At 66.4% G+C, this 14,129-nt stretch carries 18 protein-coding genes; 6 read left to right on the top strand and 12 right to left on the bottom strand.

Translation table 11 applies throughout. The features are described 5' to 3' along the window. The 7 genes from A8V01_RS13830 to nagZ all read right to left on the bottom strand — a co-directional run bounded on the left by A8V01_RS13830 (window position 1) and on the right by nagZ (window position 4,452). The gene (locus A8V01_RS13830; protein ID WP_211295016.1) at window positions 1–246 is read right to left on the bottom strand and encodes a ribbon-helix-helix domain-containing protein; all 246 of its coding nucleotides are present in this window, start codon (window positions 244–246) and stop codon (window positions 1–3) included. 79 nt (window positions 247–325) lie between these two features. Next, on the bottom strand, window positions 326–1,156 hold the full coding sequence (tatC, locus tag A8V01_RS13825) for a twin-arginine translocase subunit TatC (RefSeq protein ID WP_103096420.1): 831 nt from the start codon (window positions 1,154–1,156) through the stop codon (window positions 326–328). Between the two features lie 22 nt (window positions 1,157–1,178). Continuing rightward, a complete protein-coding gene (tatB, locus tag A8V01_RS13820) occupies window positions 1,179–1,598 on the bottom strand; it encodes a Sec-independent protein translocase protein TatB (protein ID WP_103096419.1) in 420 nt (139 codons plus the stop codon). 20 nt (window positions 1,599–1,618) lie between these two features. Then, window positions 1,619–1,861, bottom strand: coding sequence for a twin-arginine translocase TatA/TatE family subunit (locus tag A8V01_RS13815; RefSeq protein WP_103096418.1), 243 nt, complete (start codon window positions 1,859–1,861; stop codon window positions 1,619–1,621). A 125-nt stretch (window positions 1,862–1,986) separates the two neighbouring features. Beyond that, window positions 1,987–2,583, bottom strand: coding sequence for an SMC-Scp complex subunit ScpB (scpB, locus tag A8V01_RS13810; protein WP_103096462.1), 597 nt, complete (start codon window positions 2,581–2,583; stop codon window positions 1,987–1,989). A 29-nt stretch (window positions 2,584–2,612) separates the two neighbouring features. Next, window positions 2,613–3,428 carry a segregation and condensation protein A gene (locus A8V01_RS13805; protein ID WP_103096417.1) on the bottom strand — a complete coding sequence of 272 codons (816 nt, stop codon included), beginning with the start codon at window positions 3,426–3,428 and terminating at the stop codon, window positions 2,613–2,615. A 1-nt stretch (window position 3,429) separates the two neighbouring features. Then, complete coding sequence (nagZ, locus tag A8V01_RS13800; RefSeq protein WP_103096416.1) at window positions 3,430–4,452, bottom strand: beta-N-acetylhexosaminidase; 1,023 nt, start codon at window positions 4,450–4,452, stop codon at window positions 3,430–3,432. A gap of 132 nt (window positions 4,453–4,584) precedes the next feature. Here nagZ and A8V01_RS13795 point away from each other — a divergent pair, with 132 nt between their 5' ends. After that, window positions 4,585–4,986 carry a metallopeptidase family protein gene (locus A8V01_RS13795; RefSeq protein WP_103096415.1) on the top strand — a complete coding sequence of 134 codons (402 nt, stop codon included), beginning with the start codon at window positions 4,585–4,587 and terminating at the stop codon, window positions 4,984–4,986. Window positions 4,987–5,054: 68 nt separating this feature from the next. Continuing rightward, window positions 5,055–6,827 carry a bifunctional metallophosphatase/5'-nucleotidase gene (locus A8V01_RS13790; RefSeq protein WP_245892537.1) on the top strand — a complete coding sequence of 591 codons (1,773 nt, stop codon included), beginning with the start codon at window positions 5,055–5,057 and terminating at the stop codon, window positions 6,825–6,827. Between the two features lie 42 nt (window positions 6,828–6,869). Here A8V01_RS13790 and A8V01_RS13785 read toward each other — a convergent pair whose 3' ends face one another. Beyond that, window positions 6,870–7,541 carry a glutathione S-transferase family protein gene (locus tag A8V01_RS13785; protein ID WP_103096414.1) on the bottom strand — a complete coding sequence of 224 codons (672 nt, stop codon included), beginning with the start codon at window positions 7,539–7,541 and terminating at the stop codon, window positions 6,870–6,872. Window positions 7,542–7,717: 176 nt separating this feature from the next. Between A8V01_RS13785 and A8V01_RS13780 the strand changes: the two genes are divergently transcribed. Next, a complete protein-coding gene (locus tag A8V01_RS13780; protein WP_103096413.1) occupies window positions 7,718–8,104 on the top strand; it encodes a VOC family protein in 387 nt (128 codons plus the stop codon). Window positions 8,105–8,120: 16 nt separating this feature from the next. Here the strand turns inward: A8V01_RS13780 and A8V01_RS13775 are convergent, their stop codons facing one another. Beyond that, window positions 8,121–8,966, bottom strand: coding sequence for an acyl-CoA thioesterase (locus A8V01_RS13775; protein WP_245892535.1), 846 nt, complete (start codon window positions 8,964–8,966; stop codon window positions 8,121–8,123). 232 nt (window positions 8,967–9,198) lie between these two features. Between A8V01_RS13775 and A8V01_RS13770 the strand changes: the two genes are divergently transcribed. Then, window positions 9,199–9,828, top strand: a complete 630-nt coding sequence (locus A8V01_RS13770) for a LysE family translocator (protein ID WP_103096412.1) — start codon at window positions 9,199–9,201, stop codon at window positions 9,826–9,828. Window positions 9,829–9,839: 11 nt separating this feature from the next. Here A8V01_RS13770 and metW read toward each other — a convergent pair whose 3' ends face one another. The 3 genes from metW to metX are packed head-to-tail and all read right to left on the bottom strand — an operon-like array spanning window position 9,840 to window position 12,000. Further along, a complete protein-coding gene (metW, locus tag A8V01_RS13765) occupies window positions 9,840–10,451 on the bottom strand; it encodes a methionine biosynthesis protein MetW (RefSeq protein ID WP_103096411.1) in 612 nt (203 codons plus the stop codon). Further along, window positions 10,448–10,882 carry a GNAT family N-acetyltransferase gene (locus A8V01_RS13760; RefSeq protein WP_103096410.1) on the bottom strand — a complete coding sequence of 145 codons (435 nt, stop codon included), beginning with the start codon at window positions 10,880–10,882 and terminating at the stop codon, window positions 10,448–10,450. The genes metW and A8V01_RS13760 overlap by 4 nt, the downstream gene beginning before the upstream one ends. Beyond that, window positions 10,879–12,000 carry a homoserine O-acetyltransferase MetX gene (gene metX, locus A8V01_RS13755; protein WP_103096409.1) on the bottom strand — a complete coding sequence of 374 codons (1,122 nt, stop codon included), beginning with the start codon at window positions 11,998–12,000 and terminating at the stop codon, window positions 10,879–10,881. The genes A8V01_RS13760 and metX overlap by 4 nt, the downstream gene beginning before the upstream one ends. Before the next feature lie 72 nt (window positions 12,001–12,072). Between metX and hisC the strand changes: the two genes are divergently transcribed. Then, the gene (gene hisC / locus A8V01_RS13750) at window positions 12,073–13,188 is read left to right on the top strand and encodes a histidinol-phosphate transaminase (RefSeq protein ID WP_103096459.1); all 1,116 of its coding nucleotides are present in this window, start codon (window positions 12,073–12,075) and stop codon (window positions 13,186–13,188) included. Further along, a complete protein-coding gene (locus A8V01_RS13745) occupies window positions 13,185–14,099 on the top strand; it encodes a prephenate/arogenate dehydrogenase family protein (RefSeq protein WP_103096408.1) in 915 nt (304 codons plus the stop codon). Before hisC ends, A8V01_RS13745 begins: the two co-directional genes overlap by 4 nt. Window positions 14,100–14,129: the final 30 nt, after the last annotated feature.

Genomic DNA, 14,129 nt, shown 5'->3' with positions numbered 1-14,129 from the left:
TCAGCTGCGACGATTGCGCGCGATCACCGATTCCGCATCCAGCGGAGTGTAACTTGATTCAGGCGCAGCGAAAGCTCGGTGCAATTCGGCTTCAAGGCGCTGAAACTGCTCTGCTTCGAGCCGTTCCTTGTCCCGCCGGATCAGATCGCGGACATATTCGCTGACGTTCTCGTAAGAGCCATGCGCGCCCACATTCGCCGCGACAAAATCGCTCAGCGCACCGCCGATGCGGACATTGAGGGTCATGGGCTTGTTCATAAGGGCACCTTTCGCCCCAATATAGCGGAATATCGTGGACAGGCGCAACCGAAGTGCGCTCCTCCCCTCACTCCGCGGCGGCGTGTCCGGCGGCCTTGGCTTCTTCCTCGATGGCCTTTTCCTCGGCCGCGCGTTCCTTGGCGTCGCGGCGTTCGGTGAACCACATCAGGACCAGCGTGCCTTCCCACAGCAGCAGCAGAGGGACGGCCAGCAGCAACTGCGATACGACGTCCGGCGGGGTCGCCACGGCAGCGATGATGAAGACGCCGACGATCGCATAGCGCCGTGCCGAAACGCACTGCGCGCGCGTGACCATGCCCGCGCGGTTGAGCAGCATCAGCAGCACCGGCAGCAGGAAGCTGATGCCGAAGGCCAGAATGAACTGCATCACCAGCGCAAGGTAATCGCCTGTGCCGGGCAGCGCTTCCAGCTTGAGGCCGCCCTTTTCCCCCTCGAACGTCAGGAAGAAGTGGAACGCGGTAGGCATGACCACGTAATAGGCGAGCGCGGCGCCCATGGTGAACAGCACCGGCGTTGCGATCAGGAACGGCAGGAACGCCTTCTTTTCCTTGGCGTAAAGGCCGGGAGCCACGAACTGCCAGATCTGGTTGGCGATCACCGGAAAGCTGATGAAGAAGGCCGCGAACATCGCGATCTTCACTTCGACGAAGAACGCTTCGTACAGCTTGGTGTAGATCAGCTTGCCCTGTCCGGGCGGAAATGCACCCGTCAGCGGACGGACGAGGAACGAGAAGATATCGCCCGCGAAATAGAAGCACACCGCGAACGCCACGGCAAAGGCCAGAAAGGCCCGCAGCAGGCGGCCGCGCAGTTCGATCAGGTGATCGAGCAGCGGCGCCTGGGTATCGTCGATGTCGGAAATGCGAAAGGGCTGCATGGTGCGGGTGCTCGGGCCGGGATCAGGGTGGCGGGGGCGGCAGGTGCATTTCGGCCTGCCGGGGTTCTTCGGCCTGCTTCACCGATGCGCCATTCACCGATGCATCATTCACCGATGCATCCTCGGTGGCGGGCTCGGCCACTTCGGAAGCCGGTGATGCGCCGGGCGCCTGCATGTCCTCGGCGGTCGGGTTCAGCGAAGGCAGCTGCGGGCTGGCCTTCATGATCGCCTCGTTCTGCTCGCGCCACTTGCGCTCCATCTCCTCCAGTTCGGCTTCGCGCACCATGGCGTCGATGCCGGACCGGAAGTGGTTCGACATCTTGCGCATCTTGCCGATCCAGCGACCGGCCGTGCGCAGCGCCATAGGCATGTCCTTGGGGCCGATGACGACGACCGCCACGATGACGATCATCAACAGTTCGGATGCACCGACGTCGAACATCCCCGATCAGCTCCGAACGCTCAGAGCTGTTCGTTCTTCACGTCCGTCGTGGTCGGCGCGGGATCGGCCTTCTGCGACGGAATCTGGGCGGCGGGGGTCGAGGCTTCCTTGGCCTTCTTGGCCTCTTCCTCGTTCATGCCGTCCTTGAAGCTCTTGATGCCCTTGCCGAAGTCACCCATGATTTCCGAAACGCGGCCGCGTCCGAACAGCACGAGCACGATCACGAGAACGATCAGCCAGTGCCAGATCGAGAAGCTACCCATAACCTCAACTCCAAAACGGGCGGTCGATTTCGACCGCTCACGATTCCTACCGTACTGGGGCGCATGTAGGCGCTTTGACGCGAAGTTGCCAGCCCGTCATGGTTCTGTCCTTCGACCGTAGCACCTCAGTCATCTTCGGAATCCGACTTCTCCGAAGCGCGAGCATTTCCGCCACCCAGCGCGGTTTCGATCATGTCGTCGTCGACCGGATCGAGCAGCCCCGCCGCGCGCAGTTCGTCGATGCCGGGAAGTTCCTTCAGCGACGTCAGCCCGAAGTGATCGAGGAAGGCAGGCGTCGTCGCATAGATCACCGGCCGCCCCGGCACTTCGCGGCGGCCGGCAACGCGCACCCAGCCCGCCTCCATCAGCACGTCGAGCGTGCCCTTGGCGGTCTGCACGCCGCGAATGGCCTCGATCTCGGCGCGGCTTACGGGTTCGTGGTAAGCGACGATCGCCAGCACTTCGGTGGCGGCGCGCGACAGGCGGCGCACGTCTTCCTTCTCGCGGCGCAGCAGGTGGGCAAGATCGGGCGCGGTTTCGAAATGCCAGCGCCCGCCGCGCTCGACAAGGTGGATGCCGCGCCCCTGATAATGGCGCTGCAGATCGGCCAGCGCGGGGCGCACTTCGCCGCCCTTCTCCCCGAAACCGAGGTGCAGCGCCACCTGATCCGCCGTCAGCGGTTCGATGGAGGCGAACAACGTCGCCTCGACGGCGCGCAGCATGTCGTCGGGGGCGCCAGGGATGTCCTGTGTCACTTTGCGATGCCCTTGAGTGCCCTTAGCCGCAGCGGGCCATAGGTTTCTTCCTGCGCCAGTTCGGCCTTGCCGGTGCGGGCCAGTTCCAGCGCCGCGACGAAGCTGGAAGCCAGCGCGGACCGGCGCAATTGCGGGCTTTCCCAGCTGCCGTGCGCGGGGGGAAGGAAATCCCGCAGCTCCATCCAGTCGATCGCCACGCCCAGCATCGAGGCGACGCGGCTGATCGCGGTGTCCAGCGTCATCACCATCCGCTCACGTACCATGTGGACCACCGGCTGGGAGCGGATCTTAACATCGCCATACGCTCTTACAAGGTCGAACCATTCGACCTGCCAGCGCGACTTGCGATCGACCCGCAGCCCCTCCGGTGCGCCGCGCAGGAACACGTCGCGCCCCAGCCGGTCCCGCCCCATCAGCCGCGCCGCAGCCTCGCGCATGGCGCCAAGGCGCTGCAGGCGCATCTGCAGGCGCAGGGCCATTTCCTCGGGGCTGGGATCCTCCTGCTCGTCCCGCGGCAGCAGCAGCGCGGACTTGAGGTAAGCCAGCCAGGCCGCCATCACGAGGTAATCGGCCGCCAGTTCCAGCCTGACCGCCTCGGCTTCCTCGATGTACGTCAGGTAGGCGTCGACCAGTTCAAGGATCGATATCCGCAGCAAGTCCACCTTCTGCCGCCGCGCAAGGTCGAGCAGCAGGTCGAGCGGCCCTTCCCAGCCCTCGATCTCAAGGTACAGCTTGTCCGCCCCGGTGGCACCAGCGCCGCTCTGGTGCTCCTCGCCGTCCCAGTCGTCGAACAGGCCGGGATTGCTGGCCATGTCAGGCCGCCCGCAGCGCCAGCAGGGCGTCGCGCCGGGCGAGCAGGTCCGCGTGACCGGCCTCGGCCGCCGAAACGATCTGAGGCCCGGCCGCCGCCAGCGCGCGCTCAAGCCGGGCGGCGGTTTCCCCGCTCATCACCGGCAGGGCCGTGGCGATGCCGGTCATGTCGTCCATCTTGGCCCAGCAATTGAGCGCGATGTTGCAGCCCGCCGCGATCGCCTGCGCCGCCAGTTCCGGCACGCTGCCCGACAACGCCTGCATGTCGAGGTCGTCGGTCAGCAGAAGTCCCGTGAAGCCGATGGCCTTGCGGATCACTTCTTCGATGACGAAGGGCGAAAGGGTGCCCGCGTTCTCCCCATCCCATGCGGTGTAGCGGACGTGCGCGGTCATGCCGATGGGGGTGGCGGACAGCGCCCGGAACGGCGCCAGATCAAGTTCCAGCTCTTCGGCCGAAGCAGTGACGGTGGGCAGTTCCTTGTGGCTGTCGGCCAGGGCGCGGCCGTGGCCGGGGATGTGCTTGATGCACCCCGCAACGCCCGAACGGCCCAGCCCGTCAAGAATGGCGCGGCCCAGCGCCGCAACCTGCATCGGGTCCGCGCCAAGTGCGCGGTCGCCGGTGATGTCGTGCGCGCCGGGGTGGCGCAAGTCGAGCGGGGGATGCAGGTCCACGCTGATCCCGGCTTCGGCAAGGTCCAGCCCCAGCGCCTGCGCGTTGAGCCGCGCCGCCTCGATCGCGCTGGCGGGGGCAAGGCGATAGAGCCGGTCGAACGCCTCGCCCGGCGGATAGGCGCTCCATGTCGGGGGCTTCATCCGGGCGACGCGGCCGCCTTCCTGATCGATGCAGACGAACAGGCGATCGCGCCCGTGAATGCTGCGCAGTTCGTCAGTCAGCGAACGAACTTGCGCGCGGCTTTCGACGTTGCGGCCGAACAGGATGTAGCCCGCCGGGTCCGCATCGCGGAAGAAGGCGCGTTCATCGTCGCTGAGCGTCAGGCCGGAGAGGCCGAAGATTGCCGGAACCATGGGCGTTTTGGTCGCAGAATGGCGCCGCTTTCGCAAGGAAGGCGGGGGGCGAAGGTGTGGATGGCGCTATGCGGCGGGCCATTCCCGCCACCATGACTTACGCCGCGCGCCAATACCTGCCACAACCCGCGCATGACCCGCAGATTCGGCCCTCCCCCGTCCGCCGCCGAATTCGAGGCGCTGGCCCATGCTGCCTTCGCGCGCATCCCCCAGCCCTTCGCCCGGCACCTTGAAGGCATCACCGTCCATATCGAGGAATTCGCGGATGCCGAGGTGCTTCACGACATGGGCATCGAGGACGCGTGGGAACTGACGGGTCTTTACCATGGCCGCCCGATGGACAGCGAATCGATCTGGCTTTCGGGCGACCTGCCGCCGCGCATCATGCTTTATCGCCAGCCGCTGCTGGCCGAATGGTGCGAGACCGGCGTGGACCTTGAAGACCTTGTCACGCATGTGGTGATCCACGAGGTCGGCCACCATTTCGGCCTTTCGGACGATGACATGCACGCGCTGGAAGAACAGGTGCGCTGAAAAGCAGCACGGGCCGTCGGCGAAATTGGTCCTTGGTCTGCAACGTTTCATTGCGATAGAGCCGCGCCATGACTTCCCCCCGTCTACGCGCGCTGCCGCGACTCGCCCCCATTGCACTTGTCGCCTTCACTGCCGCCTGCGCCGCACCGCAGGCCACCCGTCCGGGAGCGCCGGTTGCGGCGGTCAGCCCGGTGGAAGTGGGCATCATCGCCATCAACGATTTCCACGGCGCGCTGGAACCGCCCAAGGCTGCGGTCGAAGCGCCCGGACCTGACGGCAAGACCATCCCCGTGCCAGCAGGCGGCGGCGCATGGCTGGCCTCGGCGGTCGATTCGCTGAAGGCCGCGCATCCCAACAATGTCGTGGTCGCGGCGGGCGACCTGACCAGCGCATCGCAGCTGGCGTCCTCGCTCCACCTTGATGAACCGGCCGTCGGCGTGATGAACCGCATCGGGCTTGAATTCAACGCGGTGGGCAACCACGAATTCGATCGCGGCTGGAAGGAGCTGCAGCGCCTGCAGAACGGCGGCTGCGATAAGAACACGCGCCTCCAGCCCTGCCAGCTGGAACAGTTCAAGGGCGCCAGCTACAAGTACCTCTCGGCCGCGACCTACAAGGACGATGGTACGACGCTGTTCCCCGCCACCGGCCTCAAGACCTTCGGCGAAGGCGCCCGCAAGGTGACGATCGGCTTCGTCGGCCTTTCGCTCAAGTCGATCCCAACGCTCGTCCAGCCCGACATGGTCAAGGGCCTGACCTTCGGTGACGAGGCCGATGCGATCAACAAGGCGATCCCCGTGCTCAAGGCAGAGGGCGCCGACGCCGTCGTGGTGCTGATCCATCAGGGCGGCAAGACCACCGCGAAAGACCCCAATTCGTGCGACGGTTTCGCAGGCGACATCCAGCCCATCCTCGACCGGCTGAACCCCGGCGTCGACCTTGTCGTCTCGGGCCACACGCACTGGCAGTACGTGTGCCAGTACGGCCAGTCGGGCGATGGCTCCCCGATCCTGCTGACCAGCGCGGGGGTCTACGGCAAGCTGGTGACCGACATCACGCTCACCATCGATCCCGCCACTCACAAGGTCATCGCCAAGAAGGCGCACAACGTCATCGTCCAGTCGGCGGGCTATACCAGCGGCCGGGGCGACGTGCCCAACACCACCGCCTATCCGCAGTTCCAGCCGCGCGCGGACGTGGCGGACTATGTCGCGGGCTATGTGAAGGATGCCGCAGGGCTGATCCAGCGTCCGGTCGGCAAGATGTCCGGCCCTGCCGCCAAGGGCAGCAGCGAAAGCGCTACCGGCGGCGACCTCGGCAACCTGATCGCCGATTCGCAGCTGGCGGGCAGCAAGGCGGCGGGCGCGCAGATCGCCTTCACCAACCCCTTCGGCATCCGCGCCCCGATCGACCCGGCGCCCGACGGCACCGTCACTTTCGGGCAGGTCTACGCCACGCAGCCGTTCAACAACGAACTGGTGACGATGACGCTGACCGGCGCGCAAGTCCGCGCCGTGATCGAGGACGGCCTTGACGACGCGGGAGACAAGCAGGCGCTGGCGGCTTCGGCCGGCCTCATGTTCTCCTACGACATGCGCCGCCCATCGGGCAGCCGCGTGGTGGCCCTGACGCTGAACGGCAAGCCGCTGGCCCCCGCCGCGAAGTACCGCGTCACCGTGGTCAACTTCCTGGCCGAAGGCGGCGACGGCTTCGCCACCTTCAAGCAGGGCACCGATATCACGCGCGGCATGATCGACAACGAGGCGTTCCAGCAGTGGCTCGCCGCCGTGCCCGTGCGTCAGGTTCCCAAGGAAGAGCGCGCCGTTCGGCTCGACAAGTAATGTGAACCCGGTCCCTGCGACCTTCGCGGGGACCGGAGTTTATCAGGCGTCCACTTCGGCGTAGTGGCTGGGCGGCTGGATCACTTCCATGCGCTCAGACAGCAGCGGCCGGAACGATGGGCGCGACTTCATCACCAGATACCAGCCGCGCGCCTGTTCGTGGCTCGACCAGTCGAGACCGCCAAGATAGTCCGCGACCGACAGCTGCGCCGCCGCCGCAAGGTCCGCCAGCGTCATCGTTGCGCCCGACAGCCAGGGGCGGTTGTCGATCAGGTAATCGATGTAGTCGAGATAATCGTGCGCCAGCTTCATCGATTCGCGCAGCGCCTTGGCATCGGGAGACTGGCGGAAGACCAGGCGCTTCTTCATCCGTTCCAGCAGCAGCGGGCCGGATACGTCGTTATAGAAGTTCTCGTCGAACATCGCGATCAGGCGGCGGATTTCCGCGCGCTGCTGGGCGGTGCCGCTGATCAGCGGGTTCCGGTCCACCGTTTCTTCGAAGTATTCGCAGATCGCGCGGCTGTCCGACAGGACAAGGCCCTTGTCGGTTTCACGGATCACCGGCGTGCGCCCGGCGGGGTTCATCGCGAAAAGGCGATCCTCGCCCTCCCACGGTCGCGCGGTCTGAAGTTCATACGCGATGCCCTTCTCTGCCATGAGCAGCCGAACCTTGCGACTGAAGGGGCAGAGGGGGAACTGATAGATGTGCCACATGGCGATTCGGAATGCCGAAACGGCGCGCCCCCGTCCATTTCACGAACGCGGGAATCAGGTGGATAAGTCCGCGCTCCATCCGTTGCGCGATATGTCGCGCGCCTGTGCCTGCCTGTCGTTGACCCCTGCCGCCCGCGCCGACAGTCTTGCACCGAACCGGAAAGGGAGAGGAAACCGTGCTGCTCAAGTCCATCCGTCTGGGATCGAACGATCTTGCGAAGACCCGCGCCTTCTATGACGCGACGTTCGGCGCGCTGGGCCTTGCGCCCTGCTCCACCCCCGAACAGTACCCCATCGTGATGTGGGATCTGGGGGGCGTGCGCTTCCTGCTCGGCCCCGCCCGCGACGGGGAAAGCTGCACGCACGGCAACGGCGGCACGATCCTGTTCGACGCGCCGGACGAGGCCACGGTCAGGGCATGGCACGAAGCGGGCCTTGCCAGCGGCGGCACCGACGAAGGCGCGCCCGAAGCCAAGCCTCAGGCGCGCGGGGCTTTCGGGGCCTACCTTCGCGACCCCGACGGCAACAAGCTGGGCATCTATTCCGGGCTCACCATGGGCTGAGGCCCGATCAGGCGGTTCAGGCCGCCCGGTCCACCACGACCATCGTGAAGGTGGAGGTCGCCGAATGGCGGCGCTCGCCGTTCATCAGGTCTTCGGCCCAGAGTTCGACGCGGATGAGCACCGAATCGGTGCCAGCCATGACGACTTCGGAAATCAGCTCGATCATCTCGCCCTCGCGGATCGGGGACTTGAAATCGATGCGGTCCGACGTGCCCATGATCATCGGGCGGCGCATGTGTCGGCTCGATGCGATGAACGCCGCACGGCCCATCATCTTGAGCGCATCGCCGCCGAACAGCGAACCGTAGTGGTTGGTCTGCGCCGGGAACACCATATCGACCATGTGCAGGCGCCCGGTTTCCAGCGCGGGTGCGGGTTCGGGCATGGGCGGGAACGGCAGCCGGGTTTCCGGCCCCTTGGGCGCGACAAGGACGAAAAGCCCGCGCGTGCAGAGGCGCCGTTCGCCGGTCAGCGGGTTTTCGGCCACCAGTTCCACCTCGACATCGACTGAACGCGTGCCGACGCGGGTGATCCGGCCGGTCGCCTCGATCAGATCGCCGATGTGGCCGGGGTTCTCGAAGTCGATGCGCTCCGAACGGGCGGTCACGAACGGCGCGCGGGCGTGGCGGGCGGCGACAAGGAAGGCGATCTTGTCCATGTGCGCCAGCGCGACACCACCGAACAGGGTGCCGTGGTGGTTGGTATCGCCGGGGAAGACGGCGTCGATAAGCTGCACCGCATGGGCGGCGGGGGTGGTCGTCAGGGTCATGTCATACTCGTCGATTCGGGTCACGGTCGCCGGACGCGCGCCCGAATGCGAACGGGATGCGCGGCCGTCGGCCTGCTCGGGAATCGTCTCCACGGGATGGACGACCGGCTCGACATCAAAGGGGGCGACTGCGCGCCCGTGGCCGGTCTGTCAGCTGCAGGCACGGCGAGGCGCCCGGCAGAGGCAATCGCACCTCGCAGCCCCGCGCGCGCCGGTCAAGCGAAAGCGCGCCGATTTTCTTGCAGCCTGCGCCACCGGTGTTGCCTTGATCGCACCTCGGGCATAAGCCGCGCCCGACTCAAGCCCGTGCAAGGATCCGCGCACCGTGACGCTTCATACCTGGTGGCTGTTCGTCGCCGCCGTCTTCGTGGTTTCCGGCACGCCCGGCCCCAACATGCTCCACGTGCTGTCGCGCAGCGTCGAGATGGGCGCGCGGCGCAGCACGATCGCGATGGCGGGGTGCCTTTGCGCCATCTTCGTGCTGATGGGCTCCTCCGCCGCCGGGCTGACGACGCTGCTGCTGGCCCTGCCCGGCTCGTTCGAGGTTCTGCGTTATGCGGGCGTTGCCTATCTGGTGTACCTGGGGATCAAGTCGTGGCGCTCGCCCGTGGCGCCGCTCGACCCGACCGTGAACGAACTGCCGCCCGCCCCTTCCACTGCAGCGGTGTTCCGGGGCGGCTTCGCGATCGCCATCAGCAACCCCAAGGCGATCCTGTTCGCAGCCGCCTTCTTCCCGCAGTTCATCGATCCTGCGCTGCCCAAGGCCCCGCAGTTCGCCATCCTGTTCGGCACCTTCACCGTCATCGAGACGGCATGGTACTGCGCCTATGCGCTCGGCGGCCGGGGACTGGCCCGCTACCTGAGCCGCCCCGCCATCAAGCAGGCGTTCAACCGGGTGACCGGCGTGTTCTTCATCGGCTTCGGGCTGGCACTGCTGAAGGCCCGCCCCAACTAGGTCGTGAACCCTCAGCCTGCGCGCGAAAGCAGGAACACCGCATGCTCGGCGCGGAAGTTCGCCGCGGCCGCGCTGCACTGGGTATCGCCCGAAAGGAACCAGCGCCCCTCCACCGTGATCCCGCGTTCCTGCAGCAATGCGCGGAAGTCGTTCACCGTCAGGTGGTGGATGTTGGGCGTTTCATACCAGGCGATCGGCAGCAGGCGCGTCACCGGCATCCGGCCGTTCCACAACAGCGAAGTGCGCACCCGCCAGTGCGCGAAGTTCGGGAAGCTGACGAAAGCCTTGCGGCCGATGCGCAGCAGTTCTTCCAGCACCTGATCCGGGCGCATCGTCGTCTGCAGCGTCTGCGACAGGATCGCGTAGTCCACCGAGTTGTCGGGATAGAATGAAAGGTCGGTGTCCGCATCGCCCTGGATCACCGAGAGGCCCTTGGCCACGCAGGCGCCCACGTTCAGCGCATCGATCTCCATCCCGCGCGTGGCGCAGCCCGAACCATCGCGCAGGGCCTGCATCAAGGTGCCGTCCCCGCAGCCCACGTCGAGCACGCTGGAGCCCGCCGCGACGTTTTCGGCGATGATCGCAAGGTCCGGGCGCAGGCCGCTTTTCATTGCCGCGTTCATGATGCCACCTGCAACTGCGCGGCGAACTGGGGCGAAAGCCGCTCCATCAGCCGTTCGGGCCGCATCAGCGGGGTGAAGCCGAGCGCGGCGTAAACCCCATGCGCATCCGCGGTGGTCAGCGCAAAGCGGCGCACCGTCGCGAAATCCGGGTGGTCGAGGAACCACTGCACCATGCGGCGGCCAAGGCCGCCCCCGCGCGCCGGTTCGTCCACCCATACGTCGGCAAGCCAGGCGAAGCTGGCGTAATCCGTGATCATCCGCGCAAAGCCGACCTGCCCGTGCTCGGGGTGATAGGCCCCGATACAGTGCGAACCGGCGATCTGCCGCTCGATCTGTTCGCGCGCGATGCCCGGCGTCCAGTAGCTGGAGGCCAGCCAGCCATGCACGCGGGCCACGTCCAGCCGGCTCTTTTCATCGCAAAGCTCGATCATCCGATGAACCCCTGCACCACGCGATCAAGCGCGGGCACGTCGAGCAGGAACGAATCGTGCCCGAAGGGTGCCGACAGTTCCACGAAGCTCACCGGCAGGCCCACCGCGTTGAGCGCGTGGACCACGTTGCGCGATTCCGCCGTGGGATAGAGCCAGTCGGTATCGAAACTGACAAGGCAGTAGCGCGCCTTCGACTTTGCAAAGGCATTGGCCAGCATGCCGCCATGCTCTTCGGCAAGGTCGAAATAGTCCATCGCGCGGGTGATGTAGAGGTACGAGTTCGCATCGAAGCGGTCCGTGAACGACAGCCCCTGATAGCGCAGGTACGATTCGATCTGGAAATCCGCGTCGAAGCCGAAGGTCTTCTCCTCGCGGTTCTGCAGGCGGCGGCCGAACTTCTCGGTCAGGCCGGCTTCCGAAAGATACGTGATGTGCGCGGCCATGCGGGCGACGGAAAGGCCCTTTTCCGGCCCCTTGCCGCCGGATGCCTTGGCTTCATAGTAATTGCCATCGCGCCATTCCGGGTCGGCCATGATCGCCTGACGGCCCACTTCATGGAACGCGATGTTCTGCGCCGAATGCCGCGCGGTCGAGGCCAGCACCAGCACCGCGCGGGTGCGTTCGGGGAAGTTGGCGGCAAGGCTCAGCGCCTGCATCCCGCCCATCGATCCGCCGACGAGCGCATGGAGACTGTCGATCCCCAGCGAATCCAGCACCGCGATGTGCCCCCGCACCATGTCGCGGATGGTGATGACCGGGAAGCGCATCCCCCACGGTTGCCCCTCGGGATCGTTGCTGGCCGGGCCGGTCGAGCCCATGCACGATCCGATCACATTGGCGCAGATCACGAAGAAACGGTCGGTGTCGATAGGCTTGCCGGGGCCGACCATGCGCACCCACCAGCCGGGCTTGCCGGTCTTGGGGTGGTTCGACACGACATGCTGATCGCCCGTCAGCGCGTGGCAGATCAGGATCGCGTTGTCCTTGGCCGCGTTCAGCGTGCCGCACGTCTCGTAGGCTATGCGTGCGCAGGGCAGCATCTGCCCGCCGTCAAGCAGCAGCGGCATGTCGAGGTCGAGGTGGCGGTTCTCGATAGGGGGATTGAGCACGGTTGCCATGATCCGAGCCCCAATAGAGGCTCAATCGGACTCTGTCATTAGCCGCCATGGTGCGTTATGGGGCCGGCCGTCATGAGCGAAACCGAAACCCGCAGCAAAGCCGCCCCGACGCCCAAGCCCTGGATCGAGGCGATCCACGCCTATGTACCGGGCAAGTCGAAAGGCAAGGACGGCCGCCCGCTCATCAAGCTTTCCGCCAACGAGAACCCGCTTGGCACCAGCGAGGCCGCGCTGGCCGCGAAAGCCGCCGCGCCCGCGCTCTACCCCGACCCGGACAGCACCGCCTTGCGCACCGCCATCGGCGCGCGCCACGGCATCGATCCGGCGCGCGTGGTCATGGGCACGGGCTCGGACGAACTGCTCAACCTTGCCGCTCAGGGCTACGCGGGCCTCGGCGACGAGGTGATCTATGTGCGCTACGGCTTTTCGGTCTACGATATCGCCGCGCGCCGCTGCGGCGCCACCCCGGTAGTCGCGCCCGATGCCGATTACGGCACCGACGTCGATGCCCTGCTGGCGCTGGTGACCGACAGGACCCGCGTAGTCTTCGTCGCCAACCCCAACAACCCAACCGGATCGTACCTGCCCAAGGGCGATATCGCGCGCCTGCACGCGGCCCTGCCTTCGGACGTGCTGCTGGTGCTCGATCAGGCCTACGGCGAATACGTTGCGCCCGAGGATGACGACGGCGCGCTGGCGCTGGCTGCCGCGCACGACAACGTGCTGGTGACGCGCACCTTCTCCAAGATCTTCGGCCTTGCCGGGGAGCGCATCGGCTGGGGCACCGGCGCGCCGGGCATCGTCGCCACGCTCAACCGCATTCGCGGCCCGTTCAACGTCTCTTCCACCGGACAGGCGATGGCCGAGGCGGCGCTGGCCGATGCCGACTTCGTGGAGGCCAGCCGCGTCCACAACCGCGATGAGCGCGACCGCTTCGTCGCCAAGCTGGAGGCTCTGGGCAACCATGGCCTGCGCCCGCTGCCAAGCCAGGCGAACTTCGTGCTGACCCTGTTCGAAGGCGCCCTCAGCGCCGAAGCCGCGTTCGAGGGCCTGGCGGATCGCGGCTATATCGTGCGCTGGCTGCCCGGTCAGGGACTGCCGCAGGCCCTGCGCATCACCATCGGCAAGAGCGCCGACATGGACGCGATCGCCGCAGCGCTGCGCGAGATGGCGGAAGCCGCGAAATGAGCTTTGCCAACATTGCCATCATCGGGCTTGGCCTGCAGGGCGGCTCCATCGGCCTTGCCGTGCGCGAATTGCTGCCGCAAGCGCGCACCACCGGCTTTGACCTTTCACCCGAACACCGCGCACGCGCCGCAGAGCGCGGGCTTGTCGACCAGGTCTGCGCCACCGCCAGCGAAGCCGTGCGCCACGCCGATCTGGTCATCTTCTGCGTTCCGCCCGGCGCGATGGGCATCGCCGCAGAGCAGGTCCGCGATGCCCTGCCCGTCAGCGCGCTGGTCAGCGACGTGGGCTCTTCCAAGCAGGCCATCGCCAAAGCGTTGGGCGACGCGCTGCCCGATCATGTCGTGATCCCCGCGCACCCGGTTGCGGGCACCGAGAATTCCGGCCCCGACGCGGGCTTCGCCCACCTGTTCCGCAACCGCTGGTGCATCGTCACCCCGCCCGCCACGGTGAACATGGTGAAGCTGTCGCAGCTTGTCGGCTTCTGGGAAGCGCTGGGCGCCAACGTCGAGATCATGACGCCCGAGCATCACGACCTTGTGCTTGCCGTCACCAGCCACCTGCCGCACCTGATCGCCTACACCATCGTGGGCACCGCGTCCGACCTTGAGGACGTGACGCAAAGCGAAGTCATCAAGTATTCGGCGGGCGGTTTCCGCGACTTCACCCGCATCGCCGCCTCCGATCCGACGATGTGGCGCGACGTGTTCCTGTCCAACAAGGACGCGGTGCTGACGATGCTTCAGCGCTTCACCGAAGACCTGACCGCCCTTCAGCGCGCGATCCGCGTCGGCGACGGCGATCAGTTGTTCGACCACTTCGCCCGCACCCGCGCCATCCGCCGCTCGATCATCGAGGAAGGGCAGGACGACGCCCGGCCGGACTTCGGGCGCGGGGATCACGAAGGGCGGTAGAAATTCCTCCCCGAGACACATTCGGGGAGG

This window comes from Novosphingobium guangzhouense (assembly GCF_002896965.1).
GTDB lineage: Bacteria > Pseudomonadota > Alphaproteobacteria > Sphingomonadales > Sphingomonadaceae > Novosphingobium > Novosphingobium guangzhouense.
The sequence above is the reverse complement of the archived record's forward strand: the minus strand, read 5'-3'. Positions and strand labels throughout refer to the sequence as shown.

Bases quoted from the DNA above. Each gene is read 5' to 3' on its own strand.
- A8V01_RS13805 (WP_103096417.1), bottom strand. From the start codon at position 3,428: ATGGCCAGCAATCCCGGCCTGTTCGACGACTGGGACGGCGAGGAGCAC.
- scpB (WP_103096462.1), bottom strand. From the start codon at position 2,583: ATGCTGCGCGCCGTCGAGGCGACGTTGTTCGCCTCCATCGAACCGCTG.
- A8V01_RS13745 (WP_103096408.1), top strand. From the start codon at position 13,185: ATGAGCTTTGCCAACATTGCCATCATCGGGCTTGGCCTGCAGGGCGGC.
- tatB (WP_103096419.1), bottom strand. From the start codon at position 1,598: ATGTTCGACGTCGGTGCATCCGAACTGTTGATGATCGTCATCGTGGCG.
- A8V01_RS13785 (WP_103096414.1), bottom strand. From the start codon at position 7,541: ATGTGGCACATCTATCAGTTCCCCCTCTGCCCCTTCAGTCGCAAGGTT.
- metW (WP_103096411.1), bottom strand. From the start codon at position 10,451: ATGAACGCGGCAATGAAAAGCGGCCTGCGCCCGGACCTTGCGATCATC.
- A8V01_RS13760 (WP_103096410.1), bottom strand. From the start codon at position 10,882: ATGATCGAGCTTTGCGATGAAAAGAGCCGGCTGGACGTGGCCCGCGTG.
- A8V01_RS13795 (WP_103096415.1), top strand. From the start codon at position 4,585: ATGACCCGCAGATTCGGCCCTCCCCCGTCCGCCGCCGAATTCGAGGCG.
- tatC (WP_103096420.1), bottom strand. From the start codon at position 1,156: ATGCAGCCCTTTCGCATTTCCGACATCGACGATACCCAGGCGCCGCTG.
- A8V01_RS13790 (WP_245892537.1), top strand. From the start codon at position 5,055: ATGACTTCCCCCCGTCTACGCGCGCTGCCGCGACTCGCCCCCATTGCA.
- hisC (WP_103096459.1), top strand. From the start codon at position 12,073: ATGAGCGAAACCGAAACCCGCAGCAAAGCCGCCCCGACGCCCAAGCCC.
- A8V01_RS13815 (WP_103096418.1), bottom strand. From the start codon at position 1,861: ATGGGTAGCTTCTCGATCTGGCACTGGCTGATCGTTCTCGTGATCGTG.
- nagZ (WP_103096416.1), bottom strand. From the start codon at position 4,452: ATGGTTCCGGCAATCTTCGGCCTCTCCGGCCTGACGCTCAGCGACGAT.
- A8V01_RS13830 (WP_211295016.1), bottom strand. From the start codon at position 246: ATGACCCTCAATGTCCGCATCGGCGGTGCGCTGAGCGATTTTGTCGCG.
- metX (WP_103096409.1), bottom strand. From the start codon at position 12,000: ATGGCAACCGTGCTCAATCCCCCTATCGAGAACCGCCACCTCGACCTC.